The sequence below is a fragment of the Burkholderia cepacia genome, assembly GCF_029962485.1.
In the GTDB taxonomy this organism is placed as follows: domain Bacteria; phylum Pseudomonadota; class Gammaproteobacteria; order Burkholderiales; family Burkholderiaceae; genus Burkholderia.
The window spans coordinates 270,868-295,325 of record NZ_CP073639.1 but is presented as its reverse complement, the minus strand read 5'-3'; the positions used below and the strand labels follow the sequence as shown (position 1 = coordinate 295,325).

General features: G+C 67.9%; 22 protein-coding genes and 1 pseudogene. 6 read left to right on the top strand and 17 right to left on the bottom strand.

Annotated elements, in window-relative coordinates:
* The first annotated feature begins 472 nt into the window (after positions 1–472).
* The 3 genes from KEC55_RS32445 (at position 473) to KEC55_RS32435 (ending at position 4,424) form a co-directional block, all read left to right on the top strand.
* Positions 473–1,945: a benzaldehyde dehydrogenase gene (locus KEC55_RS32445; protein WP_282512843.1), complete on the top strand. Its 1,473-nt coding sequence runs from the start codon at positions 473–475 to the stop codon at positions 1,943–1,945.
* Positions 1,946–1,959: 14 nt separating this feature from the next.
* Positions 1,960–3,087 (top strand): NAD(P)-dependent alcohol dehydrogenase, encoded by a 1,128-nt coding sequence (locus tag KEC55_RS32440; protein ID WP_282512841.1) that lies wholly within the window; start codon positions 1,960–1,962, stop codon positions 3,085–3,087.
* Between the two features lie 167 nt (positions 3,088–3,254).
* Positions 3,255–4,424, top strand: a complete 1,170-nt coding sequence (locus KEC55_RS32435; protein WP_282512839.1) for a helix-turn-helix domain-containing protein — start codon at positions 3,255–3,257, stop codon at positions 4,422–4,424.
* A gap of 128 nt (positions 4,425–4,552) precedes the next feature.
* Here KEC55_RS32435 and iaaH read toward each other — a convergent pair whose 3' ends face one another.
* The 5 genes from iaaH to KEC55_RS32410 form a co-directional block, all read right to left on the bottom strand.
* The gene (gene iaaH / locus KEC55_RS32430) at positions 4,553–6,022 is read right to left on the bottom strand and encodes an indoleacetamide hydrolase (protein WP_282512837.1); all 1,470 of its coding nucleotides are present in this window, start codon (positions 6,020–6,022) and stop codon (positions 4,553–4,555) included.
* 105 nt (positions 6,023–6,127) lie between these two features.
* Positions 6,128–6,841: a helix-turn-helix transcriptional regulator gene (locus tag KEC55_RS32425; RefSeq protein WP_282512835.1), complete on the bottom strand. Its 714-nt coding sequence runs from the start codon at positions 6,839–6,841 to the stop codon at positions 6,128–6,130.
* Positions 6,838–7,272 (bottom strand): hypothetical protein, encoded by a 435-nt coding sequence (locus tag KEC55_RS32420; protein ID WP_282512833.1) that lies wholly within the window; start codon positions 7,270–7,272, stop codon positions 6,838–6,840. Before KEC55_RS32420 ends, KEC55_RS32425 begins: the two co-directional genes overlap by 4 nt.
* Positions 7,273–7,410: 138 nt before the next feature.
* A complete protein-coding gene (locus KEC55_RS32415) occupies positions 7,411–9,564 on the bottom strand; it encodes an alpha-galactosidase (protein WP_282512831.1) in 2,154 nt (717 codons plus the stop codon).
* 339 nt (positions 9,565–9,903) lie between these two features.
* Positions 9,904–10,806: a LysR family transcriptional regulator gene (locus tag KEC55_RS32410; RefSeq protein WP_282512829.1), complete on the bottom strand. Its 903-nt coding sequence runs from the start codon at positions 10,804–10,806 to the stop codon at positions 9,904–9,906.
* A 158-nt stretch (positions 10,807–10,964) separates the two neighbouring features.
* Between KEC55_RS32410 and KEC55_RS32405 the strand changes: the two genes are divergently transcribed.
* On the top strand, positions 10,965–11,741 hold the full coding sequence (locus KEC55_RS32405) for an SDR family NAD(P)-dependent oxidoreductase (protein WP_282512827.1): 777 nt from the start codon (positions 10,965–10,967) through the stop codon (positions 11,739–11,741).
* A 28-nt stretch (positions 11,742–11,769) separates the two neighbouring features.
* Here the strand turns inward: KEC55_RS32405 and KEC55_RS32400 are convergent, their stop codons facing one another.
* The gene (locus tag KEC55_RS32400) at positions 11,770–12,966 is read right to left on the bottom strand and encodes a sugar transporter (protein ID WP_282512825.1); all 1,197 of its coding nucleotides are present in this window, start codon (positions 12,964–12,966) and stop codon (positions 11,770–11,772) included.
* 229 nt (positions 12,967–13,195) lie between these two features.
* On the opposite strand from KEC55_RS32400, the gene KEC55_RS32395 reads away from it, so the two are divergent.
* Entirely contained in the window at positions 13,196–13,870 is a 675-nt protein-coding gene (locus KEC55_RS32395) for an HAD family hydrolase (protein ID WP_176051047.1), read from the top strand.
* A gap of 28 nt (positions 13,871–13,898) precedes the next feature.
* Here KEC55_RS32395 and KEC55_RS32390 read toward each other — a convergent pair whose 3' ends face one another.
* The 9 genes and pseudogenes from KEC55_RS32390 to KEC55_RS32350 all read right to left on the bottom strand — a co-directional run bounded on the left by KEC55_RS32390 (position 13,899) and on the right by KEC55_RS32350 (position 22,096).
* Complete coding sequence (locus tag KEC55_RS32390; protein WP_282512821.1) at positions 13,899–14,141, bottom strand: DUF6566 family protein; 243 nt, start codon at positions 14,139–14,141, stop codon at positions 13,899–13,901.
* A gap of 58 nt (positions 14,142–14,199) precedes the next feature.
* A complete protein-coding gene (locus tag KEC55_RS32385; RefSeq protein ID WP_282512819.1) occupies positions 14,200–14,433 on the bottom strand; it encodes a hypothetical protein in 234 nt (77 codons plus the stop codon).
* Positions 14,434–14,488: 55 nt separating this feature from the next.
* Positions 14,489–14,665: pseudogene (locus KEC55_RS32380) on the bottom strand (DUF3022 domain-containing protein); the annotation flags it as partial.
* On the bottom strand, positions 14,662–14,823 hold the full coding sequence (locus KEC55_RS32375) for a DUF1328 family protein (protein WP_282512817.1): 162 nt from the start codon (positions 14,821–14,823) through the stop codon (positions 14,662–14,664). The gene KEC55_RS32375 and the pseudogene KEC55_RS32380, both read right to left, overlap by 4 nt.
* Positions 14,824–14,979: 156 nt before the next feature.
* Positions 14,980–16,413 (bottom strand): RNA polymerase factor sigma-54, encoded by a 1,434-nt coding sequence (gene rpoN, locus KEC55_RS32370; RefSeq protein WP_282512815.1) that lies wholly within the window; start codon positions 16,411–16,413, stop codon positions 14,980–14,982.
* 287 nt (positions 16,414–16,700) lie between these two features.
* A complete protein-coding gene (locus KEC55_RS32365) occupies positions 16,701–19,007 on the bottom strand; it encodes a hybrid sensor histidine kinase/response regulator (RefSeq protein WP_282512813.1) in 2,307 nt (768 codons plus the stop codon).
* 36 nt (positions 19,008–19,043) lie between these two features.
* Positions 19,044–20,411, bottom strand: coding sequence for a sigma-54-dependent transcriptional regulator (locus KEC55_RS32360; protein WP_282512811.1), 1,368 nt, complete (start codon positions 20,409–20,411; stop codon positions 19,044–19,046).
* A 536-nt stretch (positions 20,412–20,947) separates the two neighbouring features.
* On the bottom strand, positions 20,948–21,412 hold the full coding sequence (locus KEC55_RS32355) for a hypothetical protein (protein WP_282512810.1): 465 nt from the start codon (positions 21,410–21,412) through the stop codon (positions 20,948–20,950).
* A gap of 45 nt (positions 21,413–21,457) precedes the next feature.
* On the bottom strand, positions 21,458–22,096 hold the full coding sequence (locus KEC55_RS32350) for a MarC family protein (RefSeq protein WP_282512809.1): 639 nt from the start codon (positions 22,094–22,096) through the stop codon (positions 21,458–21,460).
* A gap of 122 nt (positions 22,097–22,218) precedes the next feature.
* Between KEC55_RS32350 and KEC55_RS32345 the strand changes: the two genes are divergently transcribed.
* Positions 22,219–22,437 carry a DUF6566 family protein gene (locus tag KEC55_RS32345; RefSeq protein ID WP_027792503.1) on the top strand — a complete coding sequence of 73 codons (219 nt, stop codon included), beginning with the start codon at positions 22,219–22,221 and terminating at the stop codon, positions 22,435–22,437.
* 49 nt (positions 22,438–22,486) lie between these two features.
* Here the strand turns inward: KEC55_RS32345 and KEC55_RS32340 are convergent, their stop codons facing one another.
* A complete protein-coding gene (locus KEC55_RS32340; RefSeq protein WP_282512808.1) occupies positions 22,487–22,864 on the bottom strand; it encodes a DUF5594 family protein in 378 nt (125 codons plus the stop codon).
* A 42-nt stretch (positions 22,865–22,906) separates the two neighbouring features.
* Positions 22,907–24,439, bottom strand: a complete 1,533-nt coding sequence (locus KEC55_RS32335) for an FAD-dependent oxidoreductase (RefSeq protein ID WP_282512806.1) — start codon at positions 24,437–24,439, stop codon at positions 22,907–22,909.
* Positions 24,440–24,458: the final 19 nt, after the last annotated feature.

Below are 24,458 nucleotides of genomic sequence, written 5' to 3'. Positions count from 1 at the left end.
TAGCATTCCTTTACATTGCGGATGCAGAGTTCATCCCGCTCCAATACCGGCATTAGGCCAACAGCTAGCCTGCGAACCGGACGTACCGAGCGTCCGATCCAGCCCGGAAGTGGCCATCGCCACGCCAGGAGTGCGAACGACGGTTACGGGTCGCTAACTACCGCTCCGACGAAGCCTGAGCGCAGGCGTCTTGCCCCAGATTTACGCGCTAAGCCTTCAGACTTAGCGCACGCCGCACTACCCCAGCAATAACCTGCCGTGTCCCCACACGACGTGCGCCCCCCCCCCCCCACAACGACTGTTCAGTTTCCGCACACAAAATCGCAGACGCCCCCCACCCCACGCGCCCTCCGCGGGTGGGAAAAAACCCGGATAGCCCCGCTTCGCCGCACCCGCCTACCCTCGCGCACATGCCGGTCGACGCCCAGGCAAGAACCCCGACCCGGCCGATCCGAATTCCTCAGGAGCGTACATGGTTAGCAGCAGCAACACCGCACTGTTCGACACCGACATCTGGCGCGGCAAAACCTTCAACGGACGCTGGCACGCAAGCGCGCACGCGGCCGACGTGATCGAACCCGCGACCGGCGCCACGCTCGGCCGCATCGGCGTCGCCGACAGCGCGGCCATCGCCGAAGCAGCCGCCGCCGCACATCGCGCACAGCCCGCATGGTTCGCGCTGCCATACGACGAGCGCGCGGCGGTGCTACGTCGCGCGGCAGCCGTCGCCGAAGTGCATTTCGACGCGATCGTCGACTGGCTCGTGCGCGAAAGCGGCTCGACGCGCGCGAAAGCGTCGTTCGAAACCTCGATTACGATCAAGGCCCTGCACGAAGCAGCCGGGCTGCCGTCGCGCGCGGCCGGCGAAGTACTGCCGTCGGCGGCCGGCCGGCTGTCGCTCGCACGCCGCCGCCCGCGCGGCGTGGTCGGCGTGATCTCGCCGTTCAACTTCCCGCTGTATCTCGCAATACGTGCGGTCGCGCCGGCGCTCGCGCTCGGCAACGCAGTCGTGCTGAAACCCGATCCGCGCACCGCCGTGTGCGGCGGCGTCGCGATCGCGCGCGTGTTCGAGCTTGCCGGCTTGCCCGAAGGCGTGCTGCACGTGCTGCCCGGCGACGGCGCAGCCGGCGCGGCGCTGGTCGCCGATCCGCACATCGCGATGATCCAGTTCACAGGCTCCACCGCGGCCGGGCGCAAGGTCGGCGCAGCGGCGGGCCACCATCTGAAAAAGGTGTCGCTCGAACTCGGCGGCAAGAATTCGCTGATCGTGCTCGACGATGCCGACCTCGACCGCGCCGTTGCCAACACCGCATGGGGCGCGTATTTGCATCAAGGCCAGATCTGCATGGCGACCGGTCGCGTGCTCGTGCAACGCGCCATTCACGACCGCTTCGTCGCGAAGCTCGTCGAGAAGGCGCAAAGCCTGCGCGTCGGCGACCCGGCCACCGGCGACGTCGGCCTCGGCCCGCTGATCGACGCCGCACAACGCGACCATGCGGCGAGCACGGTCGACGCGGCCCGACGCGCGGGCGCCCGCGTCGAGACGGGCGGCGGCCATCGCGGCCTGTTTTTCGAGCCGACCGTGCTGAGCGGCGTCGCGCCGGGCAATCCGGCGTTCGACGAGGAGATCTTCGGGCCGGTCGCGATTGTCGTGCCGTTCGATACCGACGAAGACGCGATCGCGCTCGCGAACCGGACCGAATACGGGCTGTCGATGGCGATCCTGTCCGCTGACGTCGGCCGCGCGCTGAGAATCGGCGAGCGCCTGAACACGGGGCTGCTGCACATCAATGACCAGACGGTCAACGACGAGGTGATCAACCCGTTCGGCGGCGTCGGCGCCTCGGGCAATGGCTCGAGCATCGGCGGTGCGGCAAACTGGGAGGAATTCACACAGTGGCAGTGGCTGACGATCAAGGGCGATGCGCCGCTGTATCCGATTTGACGAGGAGACCGACCATGTACACCGAAAACGATACACGCGCCGTCACCGCGGCCGTCGCGCGCGCCGCCGGCGCGCCCTTCTCGATCGAAACGGCACGCATCCGCGCGCCGCGCGGCGACGAGGTGCTGGTGCGCGTCGTCGCGACCGGCTTGTGCCATACCGACCTGATCGTGCGCGACCAGTACTACCCGGTACCGCTACCGGCCGTGCTCGGTCACGAAGGCGCCGGCGTGGTGGAGGCGGTCGGCCCGAATGTGAAGACGCTCGCCGCCGGCGACCACGTCGTGCTGACCTACGGCGCGTGCGGCCACTGCGCATCGTGCGCCGGCGGTCACGGCGCGTATTGCCGGCAGTTCTTCGCGCTGAACTTCGGCGGCGCCGATGCCGACGGGCAGACGGCCATCCGCCACGCGGCCGGACAACCACTGCACGATCATTTCTTCGCGCAGTCTTCGTTCGCGAGCTATGCGCTCGCACGCGAGAACAACGCAATCAAGGTGCCGAAGGAAGCGCCGCTCGAACTGCTCGGCCCGCTCGGCTGCGGGATCCAGACCGGCGCGGGCGCCGTCATCAATTCGCTCGCGGTGCGCACCGGCAGCAGCTTCGCGAGCTTCGGCGCCGGCGCGGTCGGCATGAGCGCCGTGATGGCCGCGCGCATCGCCGGCGCCACCACCATCATCGCCGTCGACATCGTGCCGTCGCGGCTCGCGTTGGCGCTGGAGCTGGGCGCCACGCACGCGATCAACAGCCGGGAAGTCGACGTCGTCGACGCGATCCGCGAGATCACCGGCGGCGGCGTCGACTACGCGCTCGAGTCGACCGGGCTGCCGGCCGTGCTGTCGCAAGGGATCGACGCGCTCGGCTCGCGCGGTACGATGGGCGTGGTCGGCGCGCCGAAGCTCGGCACGAAGGCCGAATTCGACGTGAACAGCCTGCTGCTCGGCGGCCATACGATCCGCGGCATCGTCGAAGGCGACAGCGTGCCGCAGACGTTCATTCCGCAACTCGTGCAGCTGCACCTGCAAGGCCGGTTTCCGTTCGACCGGCTGGTGAAGTTCTATCCGCTCGAGCAGATCAACCAGGCCGCCGAGGACAGCAGCAAAGGCATCACGCTCAAGCCGATCCTGCGGTTGCCGCACTAGAGGCAGGCGCCGCCGGCCGCCCGCCGATGCCAAGCGGCGCCACACGACGGGCACCCTTGCCGGGCACGAAAATACCCGGCTTCGGGCACCGGGCTATATTACGCATTCGCGCGACACGCCGGGCCGGCACGCCCGGCCCGACCATTCGACCTCACATGGAGCGCAGCGTGAACACGGCCCCTGAATCCCCTGCACGACCGGTCGATCTCGACCGGCTCCGCGCCCGCTTCGCCGCGGGCGAGCCGCTGCCGGAAACGGCGTTGCCGGCCAGCGTCGCGCGCTCGTGGTTGCGCTCGCGCGATGCCGGGCTGCGACCATGGCAAACCGCGCGTTATGAAATGCAGCGCGAGCGCGACGAATCGCGCGCGGACCGGCGGCTCACCCGCTGCGTCGCGCAGGAGATCGAGCCGCTGTGGGCCGCATTCGGCGGTACCGAATGGACGATCATGTGCGTCAATCCGCACGGCACGATCGTCCATGCGCGGCGCAGCCCGCAATGCGACGACGCGCTGCTGACGCCGATCGTGGCCGGGCGCCGGATTGTCGAGCCGAACATCGGCACAACCGCGCCGAGCTGCGTGATTCACGATGGCGCCGAGGCCATCGTCGCGGGCGCGCAGCATTATCTCCACGAGTTGTCCCGGGTGTTCTGTCTCGCGGTGCCGCTGGTGGGTTTCGACGGCGAAGTGATCGGCGCGCTCGACATCACCGGAGTCGGCAAGCGCAACGTCGTGCAGTTGCGCGAACAGTTTCGTCACGCGGCGCTGTCCGCCGAGCAGCGTCTGTATGCGCTGCTGCGCGACTGCCATCTGCTGCAGGTCCAGCATGACGCGCGCTGGCTCGGCACCCCGCTCGCCGGCGTCATTGCGCTCGACGAAGCGGGCCGCGTGCGCGCGGTGAGCCGGCTGGCGCGCCGGATGCTCGACCTCGCGGCTGCCGGGCCGGTGGCCCCGTACGATCTCCGACAACTGTTTCCCGGCGCGACGCCCGTGCAGCAGCGTCGTTTGCTGATACCGGCACGCACGCCGCAGCGGATCGCGCGCGACGATGGTAGCCATGTATGGGTGCGCACCCTGCGTGCGCCGCTCGACCGGGCGACGATGGCGCGCCATGCCGATGTGCTGGAGGATGCCGCCGACGTGTGCCACGCGGCACCGGCCGCCGGTGCCCAGGCGAGCCTGCACGAACAGTCGCTCGACGCTATCCGGCGCGCGCTCGACGAGCACGACGGCAATGTGTCGGCGGCCGCGCGGCGGCTCGGCATTTCACGCACGACGCTGTATGCGAAGCTTCGTCAGCTCGATGCGGCTGGGATCAGGCACGACGGACCGCATTGACGATTCCGGATGAAACGGGCCGTGTAGCGATTGCGCCTGGGCCTGTTCACGCTAATAAGCGGCTTGCTCTGGTCCCAAGCCACTGCCGGCCGCTCGTGAAGCCGCAACGCAATTTGCACGCTTAACCGTCACGACGCGCCGACGCCTGCCCAACCGCCCAGCCGGCCTTCCACCCCGAATCCGTCGTCCGGCGCCGGCAGCCGCCCGAGCACCCGTTCGACCTGCAGCGCGACCGCGATGAGTTCGCGATCGGTGCCGGCCGCGCCATCCAGCGCCAGGCCGACCGGCAGACCGGCCGCCGTCAGGCCGGCCGGCACGGTCATGCCCGGCACGCCGGCATTGCTGCCGGGCTCGGTGTTCCTGGTGTAGGTCTGGAACACCGAAACGGTCTCGCCGTTGTGGATCATCGTGTCGCCCGACGGGATCGGGCAGGCCGTCGCGATCGTGGCCGGAAAGGCCAGCGCATCGGCGCCACTGTCGGCGAGGCACTGCCGATACGCGGCGCGCGACCGCGTCCGCCGGTCGAGCGCGGTGCGGTATGCCGTTTCGCCGATGCCGTCGGGGCCGGTGATATGCCGGGCGATCCGCGCGACGTCCGGGCTCCCGACGTTCGCGACGATGTCGTCGACCGACAGGTCGTAACCGTTCTCGACCAGATACGCGTGCATCGACGCATGGAATTCATACATCGCGATGACGGCCGGCTCGTCGTCGAAAAACCCCGGATAGTCATTCAGGTCGATGTCGACGCATTCGAATCCCGCCTGCTCCAGCTTCGCCAGCGCGGCCTGCGCCACCGCGTCGACATCCGGTGCGAGGCCGCGCCAGAACGTCGTACGCGGAATCGCGAGACGCACGGGACGCGCCCCACTGCGCACCGGGGGCGCTAGCGACGCACTGTCGCCGGCCAGAATCGCGTCGAGCAGCGCGATGTCCTCGACCGACCGTGCCATCGGGCCGACGGTGTCGCGCGTGCGGGAAATCGGCGCGATGCCGCCCGACGGGTAGCGCCCCACCGTCGGCCGGAGGCCGACCGCGCCGCACAGCGCCGCCGGGATCCGGACCGAGCCGCCGGTGTCCGTGCCGAGCGCGGCCGGTACCACGCCGGCGCCGACCAGCGCGCCCGAGCCGCTGCTGCTGCCGCCCGGAATCCGGTCGAAATCGTACGGATTGCGCACCGCGCCCGTCACGCGGTTGTTGCCCGACACGCCGAACGCAAGCTCGTGCAGGTTCGCCTTGCCCGCGATCAGCGCGCCGTGCGCCAGCAGCCGCGCGACGACCGGCGCGTGCTGCGGCGGCACGCGGTCGTGCAGCGCCAGCGTGCCGTTGGCCGTAGGCAGGCAGGCGGTGTCGATGTTGTCCTTGATCGCGATCGGCAGGCCAAGCAGCGCGCGTGGGGCGGTCGACCTCGCGAGGTCACGGTCGCTGCGGGCGGCTTCGGCGAGCAGCCGTGCGTCGTCGACGCAGGTGAAACCGTTCAGGTAGCGCCAGCGCGCGTGCCGCTCGATCAACGCATACGCATATTCGACACAGGAAAACTCCCGGCGCAGGAGCGCCTGCCGGGCTTCGGTGAGCGTCAGGGAACCCAGGGTGGTCATGGTCGGCATGCCTCGTAACAGGGGGAATCGTTACAAGGTAGGGCGCACCGATTTTGACGCCCATCATCACAATGGACGACCCCGCGTGGCCCGCCGCGCGACCGGTCACGCCATCGCGGCCGCCAGGCTCGCCCGGTTGGCGACGCCCTTCTTCGCCATCACGCGCCGCAGATGCGTGCGGACCGTCGACAGCCCGATCCCGAGCGTGCGCGCGACGTCCTTGTCGGTGTAGCCGGCGGCGACGAGCCGCGCGACGTCGCTCTCGCGTTCGGTCAGCCCGGTACATGCACGCTGCCGCCTCAGCAGCGCACGCCGGAAAAACGGCTCGAGGCCGTTCAGCAGCAGCTTGTCGCGCTCGGTGAAGTCGGGCCGGCCTTGCGCACGCCAGATGCGCAGGTCGCCGACGTGCGTCGCGCCGTCGAACGCATAGACGTTGATCCCGTGGTGCATGCCGTCGCGGCTCAGGAAATCGCTGTAGAACGCGGTACGCTCCAGATCGCGGCGGCTCATCACCTCGTCGACGCAGGTCGCCACGCGGCGCGCGCGCAATTGCGGCGTGACCGGGTCGATATGCTGGAACCACGCTTCGTACCGCGCGATCTGCGACGGGTCGAGGTTGTACGAGAATCCGTTGCGCCAGAGCCCGGTTTGCGCGTCGCAATCGAACGATGCGGCGAAATCCGCACGCATCAGTTGCGTGATCTCGGGTAGCACGACGCTCCTCACGTCGACGATCGGCCCCAGTGCTTCCAGGCGGGCGACGATGTCGCCGAACAGCCGGAGTTCGTCCGGCGTGATCTCGGAGACGGAAAGGTTCATGATGCTGCCGCGACCGTCGCCTGCCATTGCGCGGCCACGCCGGCGTAATCGTTGACCTTGAAAGCCGAGCCGTCCTGGACATGAACCCAGCCGAGCGTGCGGCCGGCCAGCGGCTTGTCGTGGTCGTCCGTCGCAATCTTGACGATCGCATGCGCCCGGATGTGCACGACACCGTTCGGATAATCCGACGAAGGGTTCGCCAGCGTCACCGTCACGAACGGGCCGAGATCCTGCAGCAGTTGCGCGGCCGGCGGATTGTCGGCCATCAGCAGCGAGCCGCCCTTCACGCGATCATCCACGCGGATGGCCATGCTGTCCGGCCGCCGGTGTGCGGCGGTCGGCAGCGACATCCACAGCACGTGCGCCGGGTTGAGATAAACCACATCGGGATCGCCCATCGCGTCGCGGGTTTCAATCCGGGGTATCGGCATGCAGCGTCTCCAGTCGAATAGCGGGCACCGCGGGCGGGTGCGTCGGCACCATGATGATGCCGCAATATGTCGGCTTGCAACGTGCCCGTCGACGCATGGCGCGACCACCCGTGACCGGGAAGCCGCGCCACGCGCACGTCATTGCTTGGCCGGCGCGCCGATGCCGTCGATATCGGGCGCCCAGCCCGTCGGATTGGAGAACTTCAGCGTGTTGGCGCTTCCCTGCTTGAACGCGCCCGTCACCGTCAGCGTCGACACGTTCCCCCATCCGCCCGTCGACGGGAACGACACGGACACGGGTGCCGCGCCGTCGAAACTGAGCTGCGCGCTGCGCGCCGCCGAATCGCCGTTCACGTAGGCGATCACGACGCTATAGGTGCCGTCCGCCGCCACCGAGATGCCGTTGATCGTCAGCGTGCCGTTGCTGGTCCCGTCACCGTTGCCGATATAGCCGACGTCCTGCCCGCCCGAGCACGCGCCGCATGACGACACGCGCGCCGCACCGCCGAGCGTGTTGCCGGCCGCCTCGGCCTCGTAGGCCAGCGGCGGCGGCGGCGGAACCTTCACCGGGCCGGCCACCACGGCGATCGACGTCACGTCGGGCGCCGCGGTCGTGCCGCCGAGACCCGACAAAGTCAACGTGTTCGGTCCGGACTGCAGGTTGACGAAGACCGTCACCGTGCCGACGGCCTTGCCCGTGGGCGGAAACGCGAGTGTCGTGCCGTTGCCGCCGTTCGCACCGAGCTGTGCCTCGACGTTCTCCGTCCCGGTGTTCAGGTAGGCGATCTGCACATAACCGCCCACCGTTTGCGAGGTCACGTTATTGAACGTCACCGCGCCCAGACCCGTCACCTTCTTGCCGCTTGCACACGCCGCGCAGTCCGCAACCGTCGCGCCGCCCGACAGGGTGCCCGGCAGGTACGTGGTTGACGGCAGGTCCGTGCCGCTCAGCACGAGCATCACGGTGCCGCCGGCCGGCACACTCGCGACCGTGTAGGATCCGGTGGCCGCGCCGAGGTCCTTGTGCGCCCAGACGTCGCGGACGGCGGCCGAGGTGCCTGCGGCGAAACCCAGTTGCTGCCACGTGACCGTCATGTCGCTTGCCGCCGTGCCGTTGTTGAACAGCAGAACCGCGCGTTTGCCTGCGCCGGCCAGCAGCTTCGCCCACACCTGCTGCCCGTTGGCGTCCGCGACCTGCAGCCCCTGCAGGCCCAGCATGTCCTGGTCGATCGCGATTAGCTCGGGATTGGTGAGCAGGCTCACGGTGTCGCTCGACAGCGACTTCGACAGGTCGTTGCCGAGTATCATCGGCGCGCCGGCGATGGCCCACAGGTTCACGTGCGCAAGATCGTTCGCCGCCGTCATGCCCATGCCGGCCACCATCATGTCCGGATCGTTGTAGTAACCGGTGTGCTGGCCTTCGGGGTGATAGTTGCCGTTGAAGTTGCCAAGCACCGAGCCGAACTTCGGCACACCGCTCCCCGGCCCGTAGATGTCGCCCGTCGTGCGCCACGACGTCGCGATACCGGCGGCCCAGTCCCAGGGACCCAGGTTGTAGTCGGGATAGCCGCTTTTGCCGAGCGTGCCCCAGTCGCACATGTTCAGTACCAGCCGCTTTCCGGTGGCCAGATAGGCTTTCTGGATCGCCTGCGAGATCGCCGTGTAGGCTTGCTGCGGATCGTATCCGGCCGCGCTGCCGCCGCACCAGTCGACCTTGACGAAGTCATAGCCCCATTGCGCGAACTGCAGGAAATCGTGATCGTAGTGCGCGTAATCGCTGCCGACAAAATGCGTGCCGTTCGTGTTGCCGCAACCCTGCGGCCCGGAGTCGATATAGATGCCGGCCTTCAAGCCCTTGCCGTGAATGTAGTCGGCCATCGCCTTCATCCCGCCCGGCCACTGGTTGGTGGGATTGCCGTTCATGTCGACGTTGAGGATGAAGTTACCGTTCGCGTCACGCTTTCTCGACGTCCACCAGCCTTCGTCGATATTCACATACTGGTACTTGTTGCCCGTCGCGAGGTTCGCATTCAGCGCGGCCAGCCCGTCCGCCTGCGCCTTGATCGTATTGAAACTGACGTTTTCCTCGAGGCTGTTCCATGACGACCAGCCCATCGGCGGCGGATTCACCGCGATCTGCTGCAGTGCAGTCGGCGACGTACCCGTGGTGGTCGTGCTGCCGCCCGTCGTCGAGGTCGTGCCGGTCGCCGACGTGCTCGTTCCCGGCGACGAACCGACATCGTCGCCGCCGCATGCGGACAGGCCGATCGCCGTCGCCGCGAAACATATCATCAATATTCCTAAATGATTTGTACGCTTCATCTCCGTCTCCAGATTATTGTGAACGACGCACGTCGGATCAGCATCGTGCGCGTACGCAGATTAATGACGTTCGTTTCCCTGTTTCAATCTTTGCAGCACGCGGTCACATATTGGGAGATGACGGTTTTCCGGTGGCCAATCGCCTTGTCGTTAATGGTTTAAGTAATTGAGCGCAAAAACCCAATCTTTGGAAACTTGATCGACTGGACGGAAACAATTCGGATTGTTATTGCCGGTTTAACGCGAATCCGGACAGGTGTATCGCCCCGCCATGACCGGATTGGCGGCCGGACCTTCCGGCCGCCTCGCCTACCCCCGCGACGTTGCGTGCGCGAGCTTCGCCACCAGTTCGTCGTACACCACCCGGATACGCCGCGGCATCGGGCCGCGCCGCGGCCGATACACGTGCAGCTTCCACGGCTCGGGTTCGAGGCTCGGCAACAGGCGCACCAGGCGCCCCTTCCGGACGTGCGGCCTGACCAGGTACTCCGAGCATTGTCCGAACCCCACTCCGGCGCACACGGCCTCGATCTCCGCCTCGGTATCGTCCGTCAGATAGGCCGGCGACGACGGGACGAACTGTTGCTCTCCGCGAAAGATCCATGGCCACGCACGGCCGCTCGCGCGGTCGATCAGGCACGTCGCCGGCATCGCTTCGAGTTCCTTGCGGTTCCTCGGCTCGCCCAGCCGCTCGATCAGCGACGGCGCGCCCACGACCCACATCGGCAACGGCCCGACCATGCGCGCGACGAAGCGGTTGTCGCCGATCGCCCCGACGCGCACGCCGATGTCGATCTGTTCGTCAACCACCGGCGACGGCACGTCCGACAGCCGCAGGTCGGGCACGAGGCCCGGATATCGCTGCATCAGGTCGGTCAGGACCGGCTGCACGTAATGACGTCCCATGCCCGACGGCGCCGTGATCCTGACGATACCAGCCGGTTCGTCGACCTGGCCGGCCGCGGGCCCGAACAGCCCGTCGACGGTGGCAAGCGCCGCCTGCGCATCGCGTGCGAACGACTGGCCGAACGCAGTGATCCGGATGCTGCGGGTCGTCCGGTGAAACAGCGTTTCGCCGAGCATCTCCTCCAGTTCGCGCACCGCGCGCGTCACGACCTGCGGCGACACGCCGAGACGCGCCGCCGCCTCGCGGAACGTGGGCGCCGCGGCAGTCGCGGCAAAGACCTTGAGGAGATCGAGTCGGTTGAGCATGGCGAACCCTTCTGACGTTCCCGGAGCAACGCGTTTAATTCCGAAATCAGGAATTCTGAATGCGTGATTGTTCCATTTTATTGCGACGGTCGAGCGACCACAATGAGCACCAGACGTCGCATTGACGTGGATGGTCAACCCCTCAGGAGCAACGCATCATGAACGCAAGCACGCAAACCGCCCAACTCGTAGGCCGCGTCGCCGTGGTGACGGGCGCCAGTTCCGGCATCGGCCGTGCGTCGGCGATCGAACTCGCGCGACGCGGCGCGAAGGTCGTCGTCAGCGCCCGGCGCAAGACCGAACTCGATCGACTGGTCGACGAGATCGTGACGGCCGGCGGCGAAGCCCGCGCATTCGCCGCGGACGTCGCGAACGAAGACGCTCTGCGCAAGCTCTTCGATTACACGGTATCGACCTACGGTCGCCTCGACATCGCGTTCAACAATGCCGGCACGGAAGGCGTGTTCGCGCCGCTGCTCGAGCAGAATGCCGAGACTTTCGACAAGGTGTTCGAACCGAACGTGCGCGGCGTCTTCAACTCGATGAAGTACGCGGCCGAGATCATGCTGCGCCAGGGGTCGGGCAGCATCATCAACAACGCGTCGATGGGCGGCCTGATCGGCTTCGAGAATGCGTCGGTCTATATCGCGAGCAAGCACGCGGTGATCGGGATGACGAAGACGGCGTCGATCGAGTGGTTCAAGCGCGGCGTCCGCGTCAACGCGCTGTGCCCGGGGTTGATCGAAACGCCGTTCCATCATCGCGGCATCTGGCCGTCGGATGACGCGCAACAGGCGTTTGCCGCGTCGACACCGGCGGGGCGATGGGGCTCCGCCGAGGAAATGGCGACGATCGTCGCGTTTCTCGCATCGGACGATTCCAGCTATGTGTCGGGGCATGCGCTCGTGGCCGACGGCGGCTATTCGGTTGCATGACACGCCGGGCGCGATCCGCGGCGCGGCTTCACGGCGCCGCGGCCGCCGCCTCCCGCTTCGCGTGAAGCCGTAGCGCGATCCACGCGATCCCGACCGCGCACGCGCCGACCACACCGCCGAACGTGCCGACCCACGGCAGCCCGTAGTCGCCGGCGATATGGTTGCCGATCAGCGCGCCCGCGCCGATGCCGACGTTGTACAGCCCGGAGAAAATCGACACCGCGAGGTCGGTCGCCTCCGGTGCCAGCTTCAGCACCCATGCCTGCATCGCGAGGCCGAAGCAGACGATCGCCCCGCCCCAGACCAGCGTATGCACGGACAGCGTGACGATGTTCAGCGCGCACGGAAACAGGATCAGCAGGCAGCCCGACAGCGCGACGATCGACGCCAGCAGGAATTTGTCGGGCTCGCGCGGGTACACGCGATTGAAGCAGACCGCTGCCGGCAGGCCGGCGACGCCGAACAGGATCAGCACGTACGTGATCCGGCTGCTGCTCGCATGGTTCACGCTCTGGACGAACGGCTCGATATACGTGTACGACGTGAAGTGCGCGGACACGACCAGTACGGTGATCGCATAAAGCGCCACCAGTGCCGGCTTGCGCAGGAACACGCCGATGCTGCTCAGCGACCCGGCGCCCTGGCTCGGCAGGACCGGCAACGCGGCGCGCAGCAACAGCGCCGCACCGCCCGCGGCGCCCGCGATGATCAGGAACGTGACGCGCCAGCCGAACGCCTCGCCGATCACGCGCCCGAGCGGAATGCCGGCGACCATCGCGATCGCCGAGCCCATCGCGATCAGGCTCAGCGCACGGCTTTTGCGGTCGCTCGGCGCGAGCCGCACCGCGAGCGGGACGGAAATCGACCAGAACACCGCATGCGCGCACGCGATGCCGAGCCGGCCGATCATCAGCACCGTGAAATTCCATGCGACGCCGGTCACGATGTGGCTGCCGATGAACACCAGCAACGCGCCGACCAGCAGCTTGCGCCGCTCGACGTGCCGCGTGACGAACGTCAGCGGCAGCGACACGACGGCAACGGCCCACGCGTAAATCGTCAGCATCAGGCCGACGGCGGTCGGCTGCATCTGCAGGCTGTCGCCGATCGCGCTGAGCAGCGCGACCGGTACGAATTCGGTGGTGTTGAAAATGAAGGCGGTAAGTGCCAGGGCCAGTACGCCCCACCACGAGTGCCTGGAACTGATGGCGTCCGGTGTTGCCATGCGTGGGATCGACGAGACGAGGGTTGGGGGCGCATACGGTGCGTATGGCGCGGACCCGATGAGGAAGGCCCGGCGCGGCACATCGGCGCGATTGTACCAGCGGCACATGACACGACGCGGCATGGCGCGGCGGCGGGACATGGCGATGACACGGCCATGCGCCGATAATGTATCGGCCAGGATTTTTTGCGGACGCTTCGCCCGATTGTCACCGGACCAGGAGATTCACATGCGCATTGAAACGTCATTTCTGTTCGATCTCGACGGCACGCTCGTCGACAGCGTCTATCAGCACGTGCTCGCGTGGAAGGAGGCGCTCGATGCCGAGGGCATCGAACTGTCGGTGTGGCGCATCCACCGCAAGATCGGGATGAGCGGCGGCCTGTTCCTGAATCAGCTGCTGCGCGAGACGGCGGGCGATATCGACGCCGAGCGCGTCGAGCGCCTCGCGCGGCTGCATGCAGCCGCCTACCAGCGGCTGCGCGCGCAGGTGCGCCCACTGCCGGGCGCGCGTGAACTGCTGGCCGCGCTGTCGAGCGCGGGCATCCGCTGGGCGATCGCCACCAGCGGGCGGATGGAAACGGCCGCCATCAATCTCGAAGCACTCGGCGTCGATCCGGCGAAGCAGGTGGTCGTCACGCGCGACCAGGTCAAGTATGCGAAGCCGGACCCCGACCTGTTCCTGACCGCGGCCGCGCAACTGAACGTGCCGATCGAACACACGGTCGTGGTCGGCGACAGTATCTGGGACATGCTCGCCGCCGCCCGCTGCCGTGCGCTCGGCGTCGGGCTGCTGTCGGGCGGCTACGGCAGCGATGAGCTGGAGCGCGCTGGCGCACTGCGCGTGTATGACGACCCGGCCGACCTGCTGTGGCATCTCGACGAAATTGCCGCGCGGCCCTGAGCCGTCGGGATCGGCGCAACCGTTCCGGTCAGTCGTCGTCGATGCGCTTGTCGATCAGATAGCGGCCGCGCTCGACACCTGCGAGCAGCGCTTCGTTCTCGGTCAGCCACTCGGGCCCGGCGGCCGGCGGCGCGGCCAGCTCGATGCGCTCGCCGCGGACATACACCTGTACCTCGTCGCGCCACGCGCCGCTGTCGTTGCGCCGTGCCCACACGCGGATCTCGTGGCCGCGATACGGGTCGCGGATCTGTGCGTCCTGTTGCTGTTGCATGATGGCCCCCAGTGCCTGTCTGCGACGACAAGGCAAAAATGCGCGCCGCTTTCGTGCGTCATGCGTCGGTGATGTCGGACCCGGACTCGCTCTCGTCGTGCCGCTGCACGCGCCGCACGACCGACAGCCCGCTGGCCGTCAGCGCGGGCCGGCGCTCGCCCGACGCGTTGTCGCGTTGCATCACGATCAGATGCTGCTCGACCAGCGCGACAACGTCCTCGCGGTCGATCTGAATCTGTTCCGGCGCGCGATACGCGAGGAACAGCGTGGCAAGTTCATGGGCAGTCAGCATGCTCGTTTCTCCGTTGACGGCATCGTGCGACGCGGCAACGGCGCGGCCTCGACGTGCAGCGCCATGCGCGCACGCCTTCGTCGGTTGGCTCGCGCACCCACGACACCTGGATCGTCAGCCGCCCCGATGTGTGGTCCGTATGCACGACGACAGCCGACTGCGACGGGAAACCGTTCGCGAGCGCGTGCTCGAGTTCCGCGACGCGCTGCGAGCGGTCGGGCGTACGGCTCATCGTCGCACGACGCCCAGCAGCAGCGTGACCACGAAGATCACGATGAAAATGTAGAACAGGATCTTCGCGATCTCGGCAGCGCCGGCGGCGATGCCGCCGAAGCCGAATACGCCCGCGACAATCGCGATGATGAAAAAGATGATCGCGTATCGAAGCATCGATACCTCCTGGATGACCGCGCTTGTCACCGCACGTCGTTTTCGGTCACGCATCGTGCGGGCGTTCCGGTGTGCCGCGCACCGGCGCGGCGGCGATTGTCCCTGGCTCGTTCCCGCTCATCGAGCCGATCGGCCATTTCTCCTGCACGGCGACAGTCACGCGGCGTCGCGCCGACGCAGATCGGCCGGCGGAATCTTCATCGCCTGGCGATACTTCGTCACGGTGCGGCGCGCCAGCAGAATGCCGCGGCCCTCGAGATTGTGCGTGAGCGCGACGTCGGACAACGGATCGGTATGCCGCTCGGCCGCGATCATGTCGCGGATCAGCACCTTCGCGGCCGCGGCCGAGCACACGCCCTTGCCTGCCGCCTCGAGCTTGCGCGGGAAGAAATGCTTGAACTCGAACGTGCCGTGCGGCGTGGCCATGTACTTGTTGCCGGTCGCGCGCGACACGGTCGATTCGTGCAAGTCGAGTGCTTCCGCGATGTCGCGCAGCACGAGCGGCTTCAGCGCAATCTCGCCGTAGCGGAAGAAGTCGCGTTGCCGCGCGACGATGCATTCACCGACGCGCTGGATCGTGTCGAAGCGCTTCTGCACGTTGCGAATCAACCAGCGCGCTTCCTGCAATTGCTGGCCGAGCGGCGAATCGCGCTCGCCGCTCGACTGCGCGAAGAGTGTCGCGTAGCGCTCGTGCAAGCGCGCGCGCGGCAACACAGCCGGATTGATCGTCACGATCCAGTCGTCGCGCACCTGGCGCACGATCACGTCAGGCACCACGTAGTCGCCGCGCGTGCTGCCGTAGTGATCGCCGGGGCGCGGGTCGAGCCCGCGCACCAGCGCGCAGGCCGCCTGCATCGTCTGCTGGTTGCAGCCGATGCGCCGCTGGATCTCGGCCGTCTCGCGGCGTGCCAGCCGTTCGAGATGCTCGCATGCGATCGCCTTCGCTTCCGCAAGCGCCGGCGTGCCGGCCGGCATCGCGTCGAGCTGCAGCACGAGGCATTCGGACAGCGAACGCGCGGCCATGCCCGGGCGGTCGAGCATCTGCACGAGGCGCAGCGCGACCGCTAGATCCTGCTCCGACAGCAGCAGCGCCGGGTCGGCCGCAATCAGCAGTTCAGGCAACGTTTGCCGCAGGTAGCCGTCGTCGTCGAGCGCGTCGATCACGATGCGTGCGGCTTCGCGATCGCGCTTGTTCAGCGGGTAAAGCCTGAGCGCATCGCGCAGTTGCTGATGCAACGACGGCTCGGCGGCCATCCACTCGCCCGGCGACAAACCTTCCGCATCGTCGCCCTGGCGGCCCGAGCCGCGCGGCGCGGGCGCGGCCGTCAACGGGACCTCGCCGTCCGGCGGGCGGACTTCATCGGATTCTGGCGCCGCTTCGGGCGCGGCCGCTTCGGTCGGCTGCCCCGGTGCACCGGCAGCGGTTTCCTCGTCACCCTGGCCGTCTTCGAGGAACGGATTCATGTCGAGCGCCTGCCGCAATTCCTGTTGAAATTCGAGCGACGACAACTGCAGCAGCCGCAGCGACTGCTGAAGCCTTGGCGTAAGTGCCAGATGCTGACGCACCTGTAGCGCAAGCGTGATGGACATCAAAAGTCCTCCTGACGGTTCGTTCGCGATATTTCGTCTACAGGATTCACGCAGCTTTCGTGCCAGTCCGGCCACGCACGTCGTGTCGCGGCTTTCGCGGGTTCGTACCCCGTCGCGCAACGTATCGGGGTCGCTTTTTTACAAGCCAGCGGAAAGTTTTGGGCACGCATTTCGCGCGTCGGCTGTTTCTCGTTTCGACACGCATCCGCTCGAACGCCTGTCGCAATCGAAGCGGACGTAAGGGCCATGTGCCGCCTCGGCACGCGATCGTCCGAACGACCTCGGCATCACGAGTCGTGCCGCGTCACGCGCACGATCTTATCCGCCAGCGCCCGCACGTCGACCGGCTTGCACAGATAGCCGTCGAACCCGGCTTCGAGCGCGCGGCGTTCGTCGGCAAGGCCCGCATGCGCGGTGACGGCCAGCACGCGCACATCGGGCGGGCAATTGTTGCCGTTCGTGCCCTCACGCCGTAACGCATCGAGCAGCCAGAAGCCGTCGCCGTCCGGCATCGCGAGATCCGACAGCACGACGGTCGGCCGCATGCCCGCGGCCACGGCGAGCGCCTCGCGGCCCGTCGACGCGATCGCGACGGCCGCACCGAACGTCGTCAGCGCGGCCGTGAGGCTTTCGCGCGTCGTCGCATCGTCGTCGACGATCAGGATGCGTTGCGCGTCGAGCAGCGGCGCATCGCGATGACCGTCCGCATGGGCGATCCCCCACGCGCTCGCGCCGTTCGCGTGCCAGCCGGCCGGCAGCGTCACCGCAAACGTCGCGCCGCGATTGCGGCCCGCGCTCCTGGCGGTCACGCTGCCGCCATGCAGCTCGGCGATATGCCGCACGATCGACAGGCCGAGGCCCAGCCCGCGCCGCGGCGACGCCGGCGAATCGTCAGCGCGGCGGAACATGTCGAACACGTACGGCAGGAATGCCGGCACGATGCCCTGCCCCGTGTCGGACACGGTCAGCACGGCCTGCGTGCCGTCGCGCACGAGCCCGACCGTCACGCGACCGCTGCCCGGCGTGAACTTGAGCGCATTCGACACGAGGTTCGACAGCATCTGCCGCAGCCGCTCGGCATCGCCCGATACGACGCAGGTCGTTGCCGCACAGTGGAACTCGAGCACGATGCCGGCCGACGAAGCGGCCGTCTGGAACGCCCCGACCGAATCGGAGAACAATTTCACGAGATCCACCGGCATCGCGTCGAGCTGCAGCTTGCCGGTCGCGAGCGACGACGCATCGAGGATGTCGCCGACCATCCGCGTGAGCGAACGGGCGCTACGGTCGATCGCATCGATGGCCTGCTGCTGCAGGGCGCTTTCGCCCGAATTGCGCAGCACCTCGACCCAGCCGTAGATCACGTTCAGTGGCGTGCGCAGTTCGTGCGACACCGTCGCCAACAGTTCGTCCTTCAGGCGGTTCGACGTATCGGCCTGGTCGCGTGCGTCGCGCGCACCCTGCAGCGAACGTTGCGCGCGCAAGTCCCGGCGGCGTTGCGCGCCGGTTTCGCGCAGCGTCAACGACAGCGCGACGCACGCGTGCGCGTCGCCGCGCACCGGGCCCGCCGACACCGTCGCGCGAACGCGCCGGCCGTCACGCCGCACACACAGCAGGTCGATCGGCCCGACCGCTTCGCGCATGTCCTCCAACGCTTCGGCAAACGGTTTGCGCTTCAGCCAACGCATCGCGATCAGCGATTCGAATGCGCGCCCGCGTGCATCGCTTTCCTTGTAGCCGAACATGCGCTGCGCGGCCGGGTTCCAGCTGACGACGCGGCCGTCGATGTCGATGCCGACGATCGCGTCCGGCGATGCGTCGACGACGGCGCGCAGCAGCCGTGCCGCGTCGGCGCGCGCGCGATCGGCGCCAGCGTTGCGCAGCAGCAGCACGGCGCCGTCGACGTTGCCGTCCGCATCGCCGAGTGGCGACGCAACCTCGACGACGGGCACCGGCTCGCCGCCGTTCGCCTGCAGCCAGTGGCGATCCGACACGACACCCGCGCCACCGAGCGCAAGATCGAGCGGCGTCGCGCTGACGCGCCGGCCATCGCGATCCACGATCCGCAACACGTCGCGCGCGGCACGGCCGATTGCGTCTTCCGGCCGGCAACCGACGAGCGCGGCAGCCGCTGCGTTGAGGTAGCTGAGCCGCCCGTTCGTATCGGTGGCGATCACGCCGTGCGGCAGCGCCTGCAGCACGGCGTCGAGCCGCCGGCGCGAAGCCGCTTCACGCCGGCTGGCGGCGTCGTTGGTGAGTCGCGCATGACGCAGCATCGACGCGATCGCACACGCGAGCGCGCAAACCAGCACGAAAGTGCCGAGGCGCACGAGCCGCTCGGGCAGCGGCTGCGTATAGGCGGCAGGGTCGGACAGGAACAGCGTCCAGACGAGCAGGCCGCTGACCACGGTCGCGACCATGCCGAACAGGAACGACGTCGCCCATGCGACACCCGCAAGCAGCGGGTAATACAGCACGAGCGGCAGGTTGACGCCACCGAAGCGGATCGCGAGCGCCTGCAGCACGGTTGCGATCGCGACCAGCATCACGGCCGTCACGTAGTTGCCGGCGCGTGTGCGCGAGAGATCAGTCATCGGTCGCGCTCCTGCCGGCCGGTTCGGTGGACGGCATCAGGAATCCGGCTTGCCCGCTTCGTCTTCGAGCTGCGCGAGCCGGTTGTAGATCGTCTTCAGGCTGACGTCGAGCACCTCGGCCGCCTGCGCCTTCACGCCGCCGCATTGCGCGATCGTACCGAGAATCAGCCGCCGGTCGACCTCCTCGAGCGGCGTGCCGAACGGCACGGTCACGCGATCCTCGTGCGAATCGGCCATGCTCGACAGTTCGTCCATGATCGGCGGCGGCAGCGTGTCGATCACGTCGCCGTCGCTGAAGATGCTCGCACGCTGTACGAAGTTGCGCAGTTCGCGCACATTGCCGGGCCATGCATGGGTTTTCAGTGCATCGCGCGCGGCCGGTGCGAAACGCAGGTGCCGGCCGCTTTCCTCGTTGAACTGCTGCAGGAACGCATCGGCCAGCATCGGGATGTCGTCGCCGCGATCGCGCAGCGACGGCAGCGGGATCGGAAACACGTTGATCCGGTGGAACAGGTCGGGCCGCAGCTTGCCATCGGCCATCGCGGCTTCCGGATCGCGGTTGGTCGCGGCGACGATGCGCACGTCGACGTCGATCTCGCGCGTCGAGCCGAGCCGCGTGAGACGCCCCGTCTCCAGCACGCGCAGCAGCTTGACCTGCGATTCAGGCGGCATCTCGGTGATCTCGTCGAGAAACAGCGTGCCGCCGTCCGCGCGTTCGAAAAAGCCCTTGTGCTGGCGCTCGGCGCCGGTGAAGCTGCCGCGGTCGTGGCCGAACATCTCGCTCTCAACGAGGTTCGCGGCGATCGCCCCGCAGTTCACCGCGAGGAACGGGCCGCGGCGGCGCAAGCTCAGGTCGTGCACGGTTTGCGCGGCCAGCTCCTTGCCGGTGCCCGATTCGCCGGTGAGCAGCACCGATGCCTCGGTACGCGCGACACGGCCGATCGCGTCGTAGACGGCCCGCATGGCGGGCGAGCTGCCGAGCATGCGGCCGAAGCGGCCGAGACGCATCAGTTCCGAGCGCAGTTCGGCGATTTCCTCATGCAGTGCGGTCGTGCGCGGCACGCGCGCGAAGATGCTGTTCAGCCGCTGCATGTTCAGCGGCTTCACCAAGTAGTCGGTCGCCCCGCGCCGCAGTGCGTCGATCGCGGTTTCGAGGCTCGCGTGGCCGGTGGTCAACACCATTTCGCAGTGCGAACGCTTTGGCAACGCATCGAACAGATCCATCCCGTTGCCGTCCGGCAGCACGAGATCGCACAGCACGAGGTCGGGGGGGTGCGTCGTGACAAGCGTGCGCGCTTCTTCGAGCGTCGCGGCCGTATCGCACGCGAGTTGCTGCGTGCGTGCAAGCGCCGCAAGCATCGTGCGCGTATCGGCGTCGTCTTCGACGATCAGGACATAAGGCATCGTCGCTCCTTGTGAGGCGGCCCGGCGCGCGGAACGGCCGAGACCGCGGCCGGTTGCAGCGCGGTCCGGCCGCCGCTTGCGCGACGACACTTCACGATCGATGCGCTCGTGCGGACTGGCTGTCCTCCCGTGAAAAGCGGTCCTTACCAGTATAGAAGAGGCATGTCGCGCATTCGCCGATCATCGAATAAATCTATCCATGCGGGCGGCCTGCATTGCCAGAATCAATGCGTCACGATCGGTAAGAACGTCTTCGTCGTTGAACGAATCATGCGGTGTTTAGCCAGTTCCGACACTGCGTTTACGTGTTTCGTCGCGCTATCAGGTCAAACTTTCCGGCGTGGCATTTCGTGTGTCGAGATCCCGCGGGGAGCGTTTTCGTTCGATTCCGACCCTGCGCTTCGGACATCGCACGCGTCGACCTGCTCGAATCGCCGATGAGCGTCGCCGTCGTGGCCGCGACCGGCAGCCGAGCGATCGGCGTCGGAATCGGCGTGCTGCCGAGCCGCTGTCCGGCACATCGAAGGTTCAGCGCGTCAGCCGCTCGCAGCGCCGCTGCCGCCGTCGCGTGCGTTCGAGATCGCTTCGACGAGTTTCAGTTCGTCGTCGATCGACAGCGTCGTATCGGTCACTTCGCCGCCGAACGGCGCGAGCGCCGCACTCAGCGCGTAGATGTCGAGTTGCGTCGCGGCGAGCCCGAGCGATACGGTGCCGGGGCGCGCCTTGCGCGCGACGCGGTCGGTCAGCGCGTCGTCCACCGGCCGCTCGCGCCACGCGTCGAGCGACGATTCGATGTGCTCGACCACACTGTCGAGCAGCGATCCGGACGGCACGCGGCCGGGATCGATCGAATGCGTGCGCAACTGTCCGTCGGTCGCGCACTCGACGATCACGACGCCCGACAGCGCGACGACGTGCCTGTCGCGCAACGTTCCGAGTTCGGCCATCACGCGGCGCGCCGCGTCGAGATCGGGATAGGACAACACGATCAGCGTGTTCATCAGCGACTCCATGCAGTCGAATAGCCGCGTTCCGACACACCGCGCTCAATGCGGCAGCCCGAACGCGGCCTTCAGGCTCGCGACGATCATCTGCATCGCGATCGCCGCGAGAATCATCCCCATCAGCCGCTGCGTGACGGCCGTCACGCGCGGCGACAGGTAGTGGCCGATCAGCGGCGCCGACAGCAGCGAGACGGCCAGCAGCACGAGAAACGCGGCGAGCCCGAGCGCGAACGCGAGTTCCTGCCCGGTCGAGAACGCACTGTGCCCGAGCACGATCATCGTCGCGATCGTGCCGGGGCCGACCAGCAACGGGATCGTCAGCGGATAGATCGCGATGCTCTCGGCCGCCGCCGGATCGGCGCCCTCGTCGTCGCCCGGTGAATGCTGGCGGCTCGGCGAACCATGCAGCATCGACAGCGCGATCAGCAGTACCAGCAGCCCGCCCGCGAGGCGGAAGTCGTCGATCGTCAGGCCGAACACGTGCAGGATCGCGCCGCCCGCGACGGCCGACACGATGCAGCCGACCGACACGCCGATCGCGGCCGTCAGCGCGACCTTGCGGCGCACGCCGTCCGCCGCGCCTTCGGTCAGCGACAGGAACACCGGAATGTTCGCGATCGGGTTCATGATCGCGAACAGCGCCGCGAATACCTTGATGGAGAAGGTCAGGTCGAAGGCCACCAGGTCGCTCCCGTATCGTGCGGCATGTCGAGGACGGATTCGGGCCGGTTTCCGGTGCGCGGCGCGCGCCGTGCTGATACGATCGACGCACCGCGTTCACGCACGACGGAGGGCCCCGACCGATGCAAGCCACCGACACTTTCATGGATCACGAGATTCGCGTCGAAGCGACGCGCAACGCAAACGGCGCGTGGGTCGCGCAGGTACGGATCTTCCGCGACGGCGCGCCGGTCGACCTGCCCGCGCCCGAGCTCGTCACGCCTGAATGGCTCACGTGCGACGAGGCGCTGCGCGGCGGCATCGACCAGGGCCGCGTGATCATCAAGACGCGCGACCGGTAACGTCGCGCGGTTCATCGGCGCATCGCCGGCCGGCATCGCAGCGCGCGTCTCATGCATCGAAATCGAGGTCGCCGATCAGGATCTCGCGATCGCGCTGGGTCCGTGAACTGAAATCGACCGGCAATTCCATTTGCCAGCGCTCGATCGTGACCGGCAGCGCCGCGAGATAGCGGTCGAAGCGGCTGCGATCGGGCTCGGCCAGCAGATCGGCGATCGCATCGTCGCGCCACGCGAGCCGTGCATTCAGCCGGTTCGGCAGCCCGACCGTCGACGTGAGGCCGATGACGTCGACGCAGGTCGGGCTGTCCTGCCCGTCGGGTGGCACGACGTCGACCCTCACGTCGCCGGGCTGGTACAGGCCGCGCAGGCGCGCCGCGATGCGCGGCGCGAACTCGGTTTCGAAACGGGTACGGACGTCGGGATTCATCGCTTCTCCACTCCAGGTTCGGATCGTGTCGTCACACCGCTGTCACGCAGCTGCAATCTGCTGTTCGAAGGCCGCTTCCGCCTTCAGGCTGTCGAGATCGCGGCCGACCGTCACGACCGCGAGCCGCGTGTTGCCGCGCCAGTACGCGATCGAGCAGTCGTGCGCGCCGAGGTCGCCGTCGATCTCGACGCGATCCCATTGCTCCGCATGCCCGACATAGTTGATCGTCAGGTCGTAATGCTGGCTCCAGAAAAACGGCACCGCATCGAACGGCCGCTGCTGGCCGAGCATGTTGCGCGCCGCGACGACGCCCTGCCGCTCGGCGACGACCCAGTGCTCGACGCGAATCCGCTCGCCCGTCAGCGGATCGGGCCAGCGCGCGATGTCGCCGGCCGCGTAGATGCCGGGTGCGCTCGTCTGAAGGAAACGGTCGACCGTCACGCCGCGCTCGACGGCGAGCCCGGCGTCCTGTGCCAGCGCCACGTTCGGATGCACGCCGATGCCGACCACCACGACATCAGCCGGCAGCACGTCGCCGGTCGACAGCGTCACGCTGTCCGGTGTGATCTGCACGGGTGTCGCGCCGAGATGGAACACGACGCCGTGCGATTCGTGCAGCGCCTTGATCGTATCGCCGAGCGCATCGCCGAGCACGCGCGCCATCGGACGTGCATCGGGCGCGACGACCTGCACGTCGAGCCCGCGCGTGCGCAACGCGGCGGCCGCCTCCAGGCCGATGAAGCTCGCGCCGACCACGACGCAGCGGCGCGCCGTTTTCAGCTTGTCGATCAGCGCGTCGCAATCGGCACGCGAGCGCAGCACGCACACATGCGGCAGGTCGGCGCCAGGCACGGTCAGCCGGTTCGGCTCGGCGCCCGTCGCGAGCAGCAGCGCGCCGTATCCGACGCGGCTGCCGTCGGCCAGCTCGACCGCATGCTGCGCGGGATCGATCCGCACGACTCGAACGCCGCACCTGACATCGATGTGCCGGTCGGTATAGAACGACGGCGCGCGCAGCGACAGCCAGTCGGCGTCGGCCGTACCCGCGAGGTAATCCTTCGACAGATTCGGCCGGTCGTACGGCGGATCGGCATCGGCGCTCAGCAACGTGACGGAATGCGGATAGCCTTCCTGCCGCAGCGTCACGGCCGCCGCGATCGCAGCGGCGCCGCCGCCGACGATCACGACCGACGCAGGCAGCCCGGCGGCTGTCAGCGCAGGCGGCGGCGCCGCCGGCCGCGCATCGAGCACGACGGCGCGGCCATCGCGGCGTTCGACGCGCCAGCACGTCAGCCCGTCGAGTGCCGGTGCGCGCTGCAGCTCGCCCGTGCGCAGGCAGAACGCCGCGTGATGCCAAGGACAGCGGATCGTGTCGCCGACCAGCAGACCGTCGGCCAACGGGGCGCCGTAGTGCGGGCAATTCGCGCCCACGGCGAACAGTTCGTCGGCACGGCGCACGAGCAGCACCGCCGCCTCGCCGACATGGCCCTCGATCATCGCGCCGTCGGCGATATCGTCGAGCGCGATGCCGGCCGCGAGATCGGGGCGCGAAGACGAATCGTCGCTTGCAGTCATGACGTGGCTCCCGGAAAGT

Bases quoted from the DNA above. Each gene is read 5' to 3' on its own strand.
- KEC55_RS32365 (WP_282512813.1), bottom strand. From the start codon at position 19,007: ATGACTGATCTCTCGCGCACACGCGCCGGCAACTACGTGACGGCCGTG.
- KEC55_RS32445 (WP_282512843.1), top strand. From the start codon at position 473: ATGGTTAGCAGCAGCAACACCGCACTGTTCGACACCGACATCTGGCGC.
- KEC55_RS32390 (WP_282512821.1), bottom strand. From the start codon at position 14,141: ATGCAACAGCAACAGGACGCACAGATCCGCGACCCGTATCGCGGCCAC.
- KEC55_RS32395 (WP_176051047.1), top strand. From the start codon at position 13,196: ATGCGCATTGAAACGTCATTTCTGTTCGATCTCGACGGCACGCTCGTC.
- KEC55_RS32385 (WP_282512819.1), bottom strand. From the start codon at position 14,433: ATGCTGACTGCCCATGAACTTGCCACGCTGTTCCTCGCGTATCGCGCG.
- KEC55_RS32440 (WP_282512841.1), top strand. From the start codon at position 1,960: ATGTACACCGAAAACGATACACGCGCCGTCACCGCGGCCGTCGCGCGC.
- KEC55_RS32425 (WP_282512835.1), bottom strand. From the start codon at position 6,841: ATGAACCTTTCCGTCTCCGAGATCACGCCGGACGAACTCCGGCTGTTC.
- KEC55_RS32340 (WP_282512808.1), bottom strand. From the start codon at position 22,864: ATGAATCCCGACGTCCGTACCCGTTTCGAAACCGAGTTCGCGCCGCGC.
- KEC55_RS32375 (WP_282512817.1), bottom strand. From the start codon at position 14,823: ATGCTTCGATACGCGATCATCTTTTTCATCATCGCGATTGTCGCGGGC.
- KEC55_RS32410 (WP_282512829.1), bottom strand. From the start codon at position 10,806: ATGCTCAACCGACTCGATCTCCTCAAGGTCTTTGCCGCGACTGCCGCG.
- KEC55_RS32335 (WP_282512806.1), bottom strand. From the start codon at position 24,439: ATGACTGCAAGCGACGATTCGTCTTCGCGCCCCGATCTCGCGGCCGGC.
- KEC55_RS32420 (WP_282512833.1), bottom strand. From the start codon at position 7,272: ATGCCGATACCCCGGATTGAAACCCGCGACGCGATGGGCGATCCCGAT.
- iaaH (WP_282512837.1), bottom strand. From the start codon at position 6,022: ATGACCACCCTGGGTTCCCTGACGCTCACCGAAGCCCGGCAGGCGCTC.
- KEC55_RS32405 (WP_282512827.1), top strand. From the start codon at position 10,965: ATGAACGCAAGCACGCAAACCGCCCAACTCGTAGGCCGCGTCGCCGTG.
- KEC55_RS32415 (WP_282512831.1), bottom strand. From the start codon at position 9,564: ATGATATGTTTCGCGGCGACGGCGATCGGCCTGTCCGCATGCGGCGGC.
- KEC55_RS32355 (WP_282512810.1), bottom strand. From the start codon at position 21,412: ATGAACACGCTGATCGTGTTGTCCTATCCCGATCTCGACGCGGCGCGC.
- KEC55_RS32360 (WP_282512811.1), bottom strand. From the start codon at position 20,411: ATGCCTTATGTCCTGATCGTCGAAGACGACGCCGATACGCGCACGATG.
- KEC55_RS32400 (WP_282512825.1), bottom strand. From the start codon at position 12,966: ATGGCAACACCGGACGCCATCAGTTCCAGGCACTCGTGGTGGGGCGTA.
- rpoN (WP_282512815.1), bottom strand. From the start codon at position 16,413: ATGTCCATCACGCTTGCGCTACAGGTGCGTCAGCATCTGGCACTTACG.
- KEC55_RS32345 (WP_027792503.1), top strand. From the start codon at position 22,219: ATGCAAGCCACCGACACTTTCATGGATCACGAGATTCGCGTCGAAGCG.